This is a genomic window from Polynucleobacter sp. (assembly GCF_018500155.2).
Lineage (GTDB): Bacteria > Pseudomonadota > Gammaproteobacteria > Burkholderiales > Burkholderiaceae > Polynucleobacter.
On the sequence record NZ_JAHBAK020000052.1, the window covers coordinates 1 to 11,293 of the forward strand.

The 11,293-nt window shown below is 43.9% G+C and carries 13 protein-coding genes; 5 read left to right on the plus strand and 8 right to left on the minus strand.

The window, feature by feature from the left end:
* From KIH43_RS06630 to KIH43_RS06645, 4 genes are all read right to left on the minus strand, one after another.
* On the minus strand, positions 1-189 hold a 189-nt coding region (locus KIH43_RS06630; RefSeq protein ID WP_297719016.1), incomplete at its 3' end, for a hypothetical protein.
* A gap of 10 nt (positions 190-199) precedes the next feature.
* Entirely contained in the window at positions 200-769 is a 570-nt protein-coding gene (locus KIH43_RS06635) for a hypothetical protein (RefSeq protein WP_297719019.1), read from the minus strand.
* A gap of 138 nt (positions 770-907) precedes the next feature.
* Positions 908-1,663: a recombinase RecT gene (locus KIH43_RS06640; protein ID WP_297719023.1), complete on the minus strand. Its 756-nt coding sequence runs from the start codon at positions 1,661-1,663 to the stop codon at positions 908-910.
* Positions 1,664-1,673: 10 nt separating this feature from the next.
* Positions 1,674-2,648 carry a lambda-exonuclease family protein gene (locus tag KIH43_RS06645; RefSeq protein WP_297719026.1) on the minus strand — a complete coding sequence of 325 codons (975 nt, stop codon included), beginning with the start codon at positions 2,646-2,648 and terminating at the stop codon, positions 1,674-1,676.
* A 72-nt stretch (positions 2,649-2,720) separates the two neighbouring features.
* On the opposite strand from KIH43_RS06645, the gene KIH43_RS06650 reads away from it, so the two are divergent.
* The 4 genes from KIH43_RS06650 to groL all read left to right on the plus strand — a co-directional run bounded on the left by KIH43_RS06650 (position 2,721) and on the right by groL (position 6,593).
* A complete protein-coding gene (locus KIH43_RS06650) occupies positions 2,721-2,969 on the plus strand; it encodes a helix-turn-helix transcriptional regulator (RefSeq protein WP_297719029.1) in 249 nt (82 codons plus the stop codon).
* Between the two features lie 393 nt (positions 2,970-3,362).
* On the plus strand, positions 3,363-4,313 hold the full coding sequence (locus KIH43_RS06655) for a hypothetical protein (RefSeq protein ID WP_297719032.1): 951 nt from the start codon (positions 3,363-3,365) through the stop codon (positions 4,311-4,313).
* 308 nt (positions 4,314-4,621) lie between these two features.
* On the plus strand, positions 4,622-4,912 hold the full coding sequence (locus tag KIH43_RS06660; protein ID WP_297719035.1) for a co-chaperone GroES: 291 nt from the start codon (positions 4,622-4,624) through the stop codon (positions 4,910-4,912).
* Positions 4,913-4,940: 28 nt separating this feature from the next.
* A complete protein-coding gene (gene groL / locus KIH43_RS06665) occupies positions 4,941-6,593 on the plus strand; it encodes a chaperonin GroEL (protein WP_297719038.1) in 1,653 nt (550 codons plus the stop codon).
* Positions 6,594-6,734: 141 nt separating this feature from the next.
* Here the strand turns inward: groL and KIH43_RS06670 are convergent, their stop codons facing one another.
* From KIH43_RS06670 to KIH43_RS06680, 3 genes are read right to left on the minus strand one after another with little or no spacing between them, the layout of a single operon-like run.
* Positions 6,735-8,102 (minus strand): NAD(P)(+) transhydrogenase (Re/Si-specific) subunit beta, encoded by a 1,368-nt coding sequence (locus KIH43_RS06670; protein WP_297719040.1) that lies wholly within the window; start codon positions 8,100-8,102, stop codon positions 6,735-6,737.
* Between the two features lie 29 nt (positions 8,103-8,131).
* The gene (locus KIH43_RS06675) at positions 8,132-8,473 is read right to left on the minus strand and encodes a proton-translocating transhydrogenase family protein (protein ID WP_296968483.1); all 342 of its coding nucleotides are present in this window, start codon (positions 8,471-8,473) and stop codon (positions 8,132-8,134) included.
* Positions 8,474-8,498: 25 nt separating this feature from the next.
* Positions 8,499-9,629 carry a Re/Si-specific NAD(P)(+) transhydrogenase subunit alpha gene (locus KIH43_RS06680; RefSeq protein ID WP_296968481.1) on the minus strand — a complete coding sequence of 377 codons (1,131 nt, stop codon included), beginning with the start codon at positions 9,627-9,629 and terminating at the stop codon, positions 8,499-8,501.
* Positions 9,630-9,803: 174 nt separating this feature from the next.
* Between KIH43_RS06680 and mnmA the strand changes: the two genes are divergently transcribed.
* Complete coding sequence (mnmA, locus tag KIH43_RS06685; RefSeq protein WP_297719044.1) at positions 9,804-10,916, plus strand: tRNA 2-thiouridine(34) synthase MnmA; 1,113 nt, start codon at positions 9,804-9,806, stop codon at positions 10,914-10,916.
* 23 nt (positions 10,917-10,939) lie between these two features.
* On the opposite strand, the gene KIH43_RS06690 is transcribed toward mnmA, so the two are convergent.
* Positions 10,940-11,293: glutathione S-transferase C-terminal domain-containing protein (locus tag KIH43_RS06690; protein WP_297719047.1), on the minus strand; the 354-nt coding region annotated here is incomplete at its 5' end.

Below are 11,293 nucleotides of genomic sequence, written 5' to 3' on the forward strand. Positions count from 1 at the left end.
ATAGATACCCGGCAAAACAGGTTCATAGTCATTAAGGTGGGTGGGTTTTATTGCCTCATTTTTGGCGTGAGCTGTATAAGATTCTGGACTAAATAATTTTTTTGAAATTGTAGAATTTAAATCAACAAACTTTTCTTTAATAATGGAAAAGTATTGGGTCGTGTATTTAGAATTATCTATCAACAACATTTTTATTTAATTAATAAATATAAGCTGCCAGTGGAAGAAAATTAATCCAATCCCTATCCCATGGATCGGGTTGATAATTATCCTCAATAATCCATGCATGAAGTCGTGTCTGAGGTAAATCTGCTCCAATAAATAGCACTCCTGCTTGTTGGAATTTATGTGAGCATTTTGCTGCAATTAAAGTTCTATTCAGGCATCCATTTGGATCTGTTTTCGCTGAATATCCTATTTTATTGAGTGCAAAAAATGCCTGTAAGGAATCTGCAAACAATGGACTTGCTTGACCAGCGTACATAGTAACCAAAAAGAAATTTAATCTTCTTAAAAAAAGAATTTTCCTATAAATTTTTTGAAGTGAAATGACATTTCGTTCTTCAAAAAAATGTGAAAATTCAAATTTTGGCGGTAAAAGTTTATATGGGTTATCGCAGTATTCCAACGCGCTAATAATCTTTTCTGGTAAATCCCTGCTTATAAAAGCGGCTAGGTTTTCGTTGTGTGTTTGATGCAAATTCCCAGTAATCGGATGTAAAAACCAGCCATTGTTTCTATGTTGGGCAGCTAGAGAAAAATATCTCATGTGATGTGTATTGATTTCAGCAAGAAGATGATGGAACGAAATGAAATAAAGATTTTTGTTTGTTAAATTTTTATAATGAGAGGAGATTTGTAGTGAAGATTGTTAGCATTATATTAAGATAAAATTAATAGTAGATACTTAAATTATTGCCAACCTCGCACACTGCTGCATGACTTTATGTCTGAGCATCCTTCTCGGCATCTTTTGCCAAATAGCCTGCTCTCCTTTAATTTCCTCAAAATATTCCCTCACACTAATTGGATTAGAGCGATCTTTACGATAAATAGTGCATTCCATCCATATGGGAATACCATTTGTCGTTTCTTCCGATTGGGTAAAGCTCATCCCATCAAAAGCCGGGTGACGATTAAGCATCTTTGAGTAACCTTCGACCGTGATGTAAGCCTGCCAATGGCTATCTTCATAGAGTGCTAAGGCAACTTCTTCTTGTAGGGGATCAAGATTATTGGCTCTAGCCAGTCTTAATAGTGCTAAGAGGGTTTGTTTAGGCGCCATCACTTGAAGATCAATCCAAGCTTGTAGTTCATTTTCTTCAAGGCCTAATGTTTTAGCCGTTAAACCAATCTCTTTAGTGATCAAATGATTGATCAGTTCAATTGATACAGTCAGGTTGGTAGAAGAGATGTTTGTTTTAGATTGCTCTAATGAAGCTGGTGTTGATTGTTGTTGGTTCTGTGCAGCGTGATGATTCTTTTGATCAACTTCTATCGTTTCTACTTCGTCCAATAAATCCTCTTGGATATTGACTGGATTAAATCTTGGCGCCTTGTCTTGGATGACCACTTGAGGGGGTGACACAAAATTGCGCTGCGCCAACTCCTTGAGGGTATAGGTACGTTTACCTAATTTATTAGTAGCTTGATGGGGTTTCATATTCAGTATCCTATTTAGTAGTTAACTCTTTAATCACCAGTCTTCTGGAGGTTAGGATCGGCACCTGGTATTGCGGGATCAGTTCTGGGTGTTCAAGTTCCAGGCGCTTACTATCTAAGCGATAGCTGGTTTTGGGACTTTTCCAGGTGGCGAGAACCTTGCCTTGATAGGTGAGTAGTTCCGCTTCCCCCATTTGCCCCATGATGGTTTGTTTGATTTGTGAGACTTCTAGTTCTTTGGATTTAATCTCGCTGTTTAGAAGCTGTAACTTTTGGGTGAGCTCACAAACCGTGGAATCGGCTTCTACGGCTGTACCAGTTATTTCCTTGCTAAAGAGGTGTTGATAGTCTGACTCGCATTGCGCGGGTGGTGGAGTGTCTATCTGAACATAGTCATGCCAAAAGGCCGCAGCTTTACTAACGATCAACTCTTCTAGTTCTTGATCGCGATAGACTTCATAGATCCGAAAATCAGAATTGCCAAAGAGTACTGCCACATCACATCTCTCTAGATTAGTAATGGCTAAGTACCAAAGACACTGCACTAGATAACTCATGGGTACTTCATCGGTACCCAGTTCACCCCAATCGGATTGATTAAAAGGACTCGCGGTTTTGCACTCCAATAGGTGAGAAGCAGCACAGGATCCATCAGAATGAAATAGCTCCCTATTGATATCGCTAGAGCGCTCAAAGACAAAGCGATCAATGTGACCGACCATAAAGGGGTGCCTGGGATGCACGACTCCTGCTTCACTATGCACCAGGCTAAAGCCTGTTTGGGATGCATATTCCGAAGCGACAAAGCTTTCAGCAAAAGAACCAAAGCGCACTGGTAGGTTATCCACCTTACTGACTACCCGACCCGTTTTCTCTAACCAGACATCTAAAGCGGTACGGTACTTAGAAAACCCCAAAATAGCGCCAATATCCGAACCACCTAGGTATTTAGTACGATCCTGTGTAAAATGTTGATTATTAAGCATTTTTTTCCTTTCTGTATGTGTTCAATGATTTCAATAATAGGATCATTGATCCTATTATAGGCTGAACCAAAATTGATTACAAGTAGTCAAATAAAAGCTGCGAGAGCAATGACCGGGCTTACTGTCAGAGAGATGGCTAAGGAGTCAGGTATGGCATTTACAACCCTAGTTCGCCTTGAATCAGGGAAAAATGAGATACCTTCGGGCACTATAGAAAAATTAAAGCAGCTAAAGCTAGCTTTTGAGGTTATGGGAATTGAATTCATTGGCACCCCTGAAGAGGGTGCTGGGGTGAGGTGGAAAAAAGGATTTCCAAAATAAAATAATACTGTATACTTATCCAGTATTAGGGCTTAATCCCGATTAGATTAAGCCAGCTGTAAAGCGAAGTTAAAAAGCATGGTGCGGAATTGGTAGTTCATTAGAAATGGTTCACGCTCGAATACATTTTTAAACCCAACTCACGAGACCACCACACGAAGTCTTTCTTAATGATCGCTGTTGTGTCGCTTGGTGTGAAATTCACTAATGCGAATTCTTTGGCTCACGATCGAGTCAAGCCACTGTGAATAAGGTAGATGCATCTGCGCCCGATTGGCGCACACCGTAATACTTTTGCATACACGATTGTTGTGCGCAGTGAGACATTCATTTTTTATTTTTTGTTCCAGGTGTTTATACCTGGATTTTAAAACTAACTTTTTGAGAAACATTATGAATAATCTAAACAGTTCAAGTCGTAAAAAAGATGATGAAGTACCACGCGACTCACTAGGTCGTAAAAAGTCTTTTGGTCATACTGGGCCAAAAACCGCCGCAGGAAAAAATCGCTTGCGACTAAATGCCTTAAAGCATGCCCGTTATGCAAAGACCAAAATTTTGCCTTTTGAAGATGAAAGCGAATATCGCCAGTTAGCACAAGAGCTTTACGAAGATATCAATCCTCAAGGGGTCGTTGAGTCTGATTTGGTGGATGAATACATTGATTCACGTTGGCGCTCGCGGCGTATGGAAGGGCGAATTCATGTAGAACAGAAGTCGATTTTTGATAGCGTCGATAAAACGCAGATTGCCGCGATGCTCGAGATCGATCCAATGTTTTATGAATATTTGCCAGACTACTTTTTAAATATGAGCAAACGCTTTGGTCCTAAGCAAATTGAAATAGCGGACATGGCATGGCGCCAGTATTGCCGCATGATCAAAGAATACAAGGCGGAAGAATTTACTGATTTGGAAGAAATACGCATTCATTTTGATGTGCTGTTTGAAGAATTCGAAAAGTGGGTCCGCACCCAAAAAGATTTGCCACCTTTACTGTCTCCACAGCGTGAACAATTTAATGCACCCTGGATTAAGGATGAGACACCACTTCTATTTGAGGTCATTCATGATTTTGCGATCGCTATGTATTTTCAAGCACATTTCATGGGTTGGAAACCGCAGATTCGTAACTGGTTGCAAATTTGGTATTTCATGCAAAAAAGAGAGCTGCGCGAAATTGATCAATACGATCTGGCCCTCATTAAGGAGATTCACTTGCAACACACTATCCTTGAGCGCTTAGCCAAAATTCAAAAGCAAAAGCGCGACAGTCTGATGAGTTTGCAAGCGCATTTCCCAAGACCCCACTCTGCGGGGGATGAAATGAAAAACGAAATGTGAAATTGCTTGCCAAATCAAGGAGATGCTCATTTTGGGTCTGAAAAAATAGGGTCTTTTGGGTTGCGGTTGGTGGGCAAACGCTCTGGGAACTAGCCGGGCGCGGAAAAGCGGCTTGATAGGTGAGCTTTTTTTGGTGATCCGCCCTTGAAATCCTCCAAAGCAGACCTATATAATCAGCACTCCCATCACGCGAGTGCTAAAAAGCGGAATTAGCATCATAAAACCGCTTTATTTGCGTGTAAGAGATTATAAAGCATTGATTTATATAGTTTTTTAATTAGTTAACACTTACTAACATAGGAGAAGAGATGAATTTGCGTCCTTTACATGATCGCGTAATCATCAAGCGTTTGGATCAAGAATCAAAAACTGCATCCGGAATCATCATTCCTGACGCCGCAGCTGAAAAGCCTGATCAAGGTGAAGTATTGGCTGTTGGCCCTGGCAAGCGTGATGAAGCAGGCAAATTGAATGCACTCGACGTCAAAGTAGGCGATCGCGTGTTGTTTGGCAAATATGCAGGCCAAACCGTCAAAGTAGATAGCGAAGAGCTCATCGTGATGCGTGAAGACGACATCATGGCTGTTGTTCAGAAGTAATTTCGGAAATTAAGAGAGGAATTTAATCATGGCAGCAAAAGACGTTGTATTTGGAGATAGCGCCCGTACCAAGATGGTCGAAGGCGTCAACATTCTTGCTAACGCAGTCAAAACCACTCTTGGGCCTAAAGGTCGCAATGTAGTGATCGAGCGTTCCTTTGGTGGACCAACCGTTACTAAAGATGGTGTTTCAGTAGCAAAAGAAATCGAACTGAAAGACAAGTTGCAAAACATGGGTGCGCAAATGGTTAAGGAAGTTGCTTCCAAGACTGCTGATATCGCTGGTGACGGTACTACTACTGCAACAGTATTGGCGCAATCTATTGTTCGCGAAGGTATGAAGTACGTCGTTTCAGGTCATAACCCAATGGACTTGAAGCGCGGTATTGATAAAGCAGTAACCGCAGCGATTGAAGAGCTCAAAAAGATCAGCAAGCCTTGCACCACTACTAAAGAAATTGCTCAAGTAGGTTCCATCTCAGCAAATAGTGACCACAGTATCGGTCAACGCATTGCAGAAGCAATGGAAAAAGTAGGCAAAGAAGGTGTGATTACTGTTGAAGATGGCAAGTCATTAGATGACGAGTTAGAAGTGGTAGAGGGTATGCAGTTTGATCGTGGCTACCTGTCCCCATACTTTATTAATCAACCAGAAAAGCAAGTTGCTGTATTGGACAATCCATACGTACTCTTGTTTGATAAAAAGATTGCCAACATCCGTGATTTGCTCCCAGTATTAGAGCAAGTTGCTAAGTCAGGCCGTCCGTTGTTAATCATCGCTGAAGATGTTGAAGGTGAAGCTTTGGCAACTTTGGTAGTGAATAACATTCGCGGCATCATCAAGACCTGCGCTGTGAAGGCTCCTGGTTTTGGCGATCGTCGTAAGGCAATGTTAGAAGATATCGCGATTTTGACTGGCGGTACTGTGATTGCTGAAGAAATTGGCCTTACACTCGAGAAAACAACTCTTGAGCACCTCGGTCAAGCCAAGCGCATTGAAGTAGGTAAAGAAAACACCATCATTATTGACGGTGCCGGTGATGCTAAAGCGATTGAAGCACGCGTGAAGAACATTCGTGTGCAGATCGAAGAAGCAACTAGCGACTACGACAAGGAAAAATTGCAAGAGCGTGTTGCCAAATTGGCAGGTGGTGTTGCGGTGATTCGTGTTGGCGCTGCTACTGAAGTAGAAATGAAAGAGAAGAAAGCTCGTGTTGATGATGCTTTGCATGCAACCCGTGCTGCTGTGGAAGAGGGTATTGTTCCTGGCGGTGGCGTTGCATTGATTCGTGCAATGCAAGGTATCAAAGGCTTGAAAGGCGACAATGCCGATCAAGACGCTGGTATCAGCATCGTATTGCGTGCAATGCAAGAGCCTTTGCGTACGATTGTGAGCAACGCAGGTGAAGATCCAGGTGTAGTTGTCAATGCTGTTCAAGAAAGCAAGGGCAACAATGGCTATAACGCTGCAACTGGTGAATACGGCGATCTCGTTTCACAAGGCGTGATTGATCCTACTAAGGTCACTAAGACAGCATTAGTTAACGCTGCATCTGTGGCTGGCTTATTGCTGACCACTGACTGTGCAATCTCTGAGGCACCAAAAGAAGAATCTGCTGGTGGCGGCATGCCTGATATGGGTGGCATGGGCGGTATGGGTGGCATGGGCGGTATGATGTAAAAACTCTCCGTGATCTATTGATTATGGTAATAAAAATGCCTGGTTCAAAAGACCAGGCATTTTTTATTTGCTCTGCAAGAGTGAAGGTCGGGCAATAAAAAACCGCCATTAGGCGGTTTTTAAATGAGGTAGCGAAAGTTTTTACTCAACAGCTTTAACCATTTCTTCAACGACTTTCTTCGCATCACCGAAGACCATCATGGTTTTATCCATGTAGAAGAGTTCGTTATCCAAACCTGCATAGCCTGCAGCCATAGAACGCTTGTTCACAATAATCGTTTTTGCCTTAAACGCTTCCAAAATGGGCATACCAAAAATAGGGCTACCTGGTGAACGCGCTGCAGGATTTACCACGTCATTTGCGCCTAGTACTAACACGACGTCTGCTTGACCAAAATCGCTGTTGATATCTTCCATCTCAAAAACTTGATCGTAGGGCACTTCAGCTTCAGCCAAGAGAACGTTCATGTGACCTGGCATGCGACCAGCAACTGGGTGAATAGCATATTTCACAGTTACGCCATGATGGGTTAACTTTTCTGTAAGCTCTTTAAGGGCATGCTGAGCGCGTGCTACTGCAAGACCATATCCAGGAACGATGATGACAGTATCTGCATTCTCCATCAGGAATGCAGCGTCTTCTGGTGAGCCAGTTTTGTAATTCTTTGGACCGCCATCATCGCCACCCCCTGCGGCTGCTTCAGCTCCAAAGCCACCAAGCAACACTGCCAAAATGGAGCGATTCATAGCCTTACACATGATGTAAGACAAAATCGCGCCAGAGGATCCAACGCAGGCGCCTGCAATGATTAATACAGGATTGTTGAGGGTAAAGCCGATACCTGCTGCAGCCCAACCAGAATAACTATTGAGCATGGAGACCACGACTGGCATATCAGCGCCGCCGATCGGAATGATCAAGGTAACGCCGAGGACCAATGCAATAGCGCACATAGCTAAAAATGCGGCATGACTATCTACTAAATAGTAAGCAATGCCTGCGCCAACCATCGATACTGCAAGAATGAGGTTGAGTAAATGCTGGCCAGAGAAGCTAACAGGTTTACCGCTCACCTTGCCAGAAAGTTTGCCAAAAGCAATAACAGAAGCAGTGAAGGTAATTGCACCGATGAATGCACCGATAAAGAGTTCAATCTTCTGTGCGCCTGTGTGCTCATGCGCAGTATTGAATACTGCAGCCACTGCAATTAATACTGCTGACAAACCGACAAAAGAGTGCATGAGCGCTACTAGCTCAGGCATTTTTGTCATCTGCACCCGTTTAGCAGCCAAGGTGCCAATAATGGCACCACCCACTACTGCTACAGCAATGAGAGAAACGGCTGGTTTGAAGTCAGGAATAAAGAAGGTGGTAATGACTGCGAGCAGCATACCAATCATGCCAAAAGTGTTACCTTGGCGTGAGGTGGTTGGTGAGGACAAGCCCCGCAGAGCGAGGATGAACAGCACCGATGAAATGAGATAGGAAATAGCGGTTATGTTTGACATTGTTTTAGTCTCTAATGATCTTGTTCTCTTTACTTAGCTGCATCAGCTGTATTGGCTTTAGGCGCTTTTTTCTTAAACATCTCCAACATGCGACGCGTCACCATAAAGCCACCAAAAATATTGATTGAAGCCAAGAAAACTGCGATCGCCCCAATAACGCTAGTAAAAGTGATTTCATCTCCGCCGATCACTTCGGTTTGCAATAAGGCGCCAACGATGATGATTCCAGAAATAGCATTCGTCACCGCCATCAGAGGTGTATGTAATGCTGGAGTGACGTTCCAAACTACGTGATAGCCAACAAAAATGGCCAGTACAAATACGGTGATGTTTTGAACGGTAAGGATGCTTTGAAAAGCAGCGAGATCCATGATGTTTCCTCGTAAGAATGTTCTATTAGTTTTTGCGGATGGCTTGGCCATCGCGACACATTAAGCAAGCGGTAACGATATCGTCGTCGCTAGGGATAACAAGCTTCGCTTCTTTATCAATGATGAGTTTTAGAAAGTCGATTAAGTTGCGTGCGTATAAGGCAGATGCATCTGCAGCAACCATACTTGCTAAATTGGTGTAACCCACAATCTTGACACCGTTCACATCAACGACCTTGTCAGCCTGAGTTAAAGGGCAGTTACCTGAGCCGTTTTCACCTTTGCCTGCGGCGATATCAATCACCACGGAGCCCGGTTTCATATTGGCAACGGTATCGCTATGCAAGAGAACTGGTGGTTTGCGACCAGGAATTAATGCAGTCGTAATCACGATATCAGCCTGTTGGGCGCGTTCGGCCACCAAGGCCGCTTGACGCTTCATCCATGCTTCTGGCATTGGGCGGGCATAGCCTCCAACACCCTGAGCGATTTCACGCTCTTCATCGGTTTCATAAGGCACGTCAACAAATTTCGCACCCAATGATTCAATTTGTTCTTTAGCAGCTGGGCGCACATCCGAAGCTTCAATCACTGCGCCTAGTCGCTTCGCGGTTGCAATTGCTTGTAAGCCAGCAACGCCAGCGCCAAGAATGAGAACGCGTGCAGCTTTTACAGTTCCCGCTGCAGTCATCAACATCGGCATAAAGCGTTGATATTCATTGGCAGCGACCATCACAGCTTTGTAGCCAGCAATATTTGCTTGTGAAGATAAAACGTCCATACTTTGCGCACGTGTAGTGCGTGGCGCAGCTTCTAAGGAGAAGCCAGTAATGCCTTGTGCAGCCATAGCGGCAATATTGTCGTTATCAAATGGGTCGAGCATGCCAATGAGTACGCTGCCAGATTGAATTTGCTTGAGCTCTGCTGCTTCAGGGGCGCGAACTTTAAGGACAATTTCTGCACCAAACGCATCTGCGGCAGTGCCAATGGTTGCTCCCACAGCTTCATAAGCAGAATCAGGCTGACTTGCCTGTAAACCCGCATCTTTTTGTATCACCACAGTGTGACCTTGACTGACGAGTTTTTTAACGGTTTCTGGTGTAGCAGCAACCCGGGTTTCACCAGGTTTAGTTTCCAGCGGCACTCCTATGCGCATGGCATGTCTCCAAAAGCAAAATTTTAAAAAACAATTTTATGTATATATACGCATTAGCGTATATATGGTTACCCTTATACATAAAGAATTTAGGCTAGACCCCACATAGACCAGTTTCTAATAAGGCTTCTACAATATGGGGTATCAGCTTATATTGAATTCTCGCATTTTTTGATGATCCAGCTCAATTCTTCAGCAATCCCGCCCACAAACCCCAAGAAAGTCGTTATTGGCATGTCTGGGGGTGTAGATTCGTCGGTTGCAGCTTGGATGCTGAAAGAACAGGGTTACGAGGTTGTGGGCCTGTTTATGAAGAATTGGGAGGATGACGATAACGATGAATATTGCTCCGCCCGGCAAGATTGGCTTGACGTGGTCTCCGTGGCAGATTTAATCGGAATTGACGTAGAAGCCGTGAATTTTGCTGCGGAATATCGTGAACGCGTGTTTGCTGAGTTTTTGCGGGAATACGCTGCCGGGCGAACTCCAAACCCAGATGTACTTTGTAATGCTGAGATCAAGTTCAAGGCATTTTTAGATCATGCAATGAGCTTGGGTGCGGATGCGATTGCTACTGGACACTATGCACGTGTGCGGCATGAAGGCGGTCAAGTGCAACTGCTAAAAGCGTTAGATGCAAGCAAAGACCAAAGTTATTTTTTGCATCGTTTAACCCAACAACAATTAGCCAATGTGCTATTTCCGCTGGGTGAGATTCCTAAAACGGAAGTGCGCGAAATCGCTGAAAAAATTGGTTTGCACAATGCCAAGAAAAAAGATTCCACCGGCATTTGTTTTATTGGCGAAAGGCCCTTTAGAGAATTCCTCAATCGCTATTTGCCTCGCGAACCAGGGCCTATAAAAACACCCGAAGGAAAAGTTGTTGGTGAGCATATGGGCTTAGCATTTTTTACTTTAGGGCAACGCAAAGGAATCGGTTTGGGCGGCAGTCAAGACGGCAATGGTGATGCCTGGTATGTCGCCCGTAAAGATGTGGCAAACAATACGCTCTATGTTGTGCAAGGGCACGAACACCCATGGCTACTGGCTCATGGGCTAGACGCGATTGATGCTAGCTGGATAGCTGGTATCCCGCCTGTAGCTGGCACCTACTCTGCTAAAACGCGTTATCGTCAAGCCGATTCGGCATGCGAATTGAACGCAGGCAATCATGAATCTGACTTCAGGTTACGTTTTTTAGAAAATCAATGGGCTGTGACGCCAGGACAATCCGCTGTTTTATACAGCGGTGACATTTGTCTCGGTGGCGGAATCATTTCCGCCTAATTTAAGCAAGCAAATAAAACTTTTTATGCTGCTGGTGGTTCTGTTTCAATAAACGAGGAACGCTCTAACAATTTTTGATACAAGCGATTCAAATTGGGATGTTGTGTTTGCCATTGAATTTCTGGAAAGCGAAATAGTAAATATCCAATTGCGCATCCCACCGCAATATCGGCCAGGGTCATTTGGTTGCCGTGGCACCATGCGTTGTCTCCTAGTTTCTCTGACATTTGCTCTAGCGCCTTGTTGATTTTGCCAATTTGGCGCTCAACCCATGCCGTACTTTGTTCATTTGCTGGACGCCAGGTGCGTTCGAGGCGAGCCAAAATACCTGCATCCAAGACACCATCAGCCAAAGCCTCCCAAGTTTTTACTTCGGC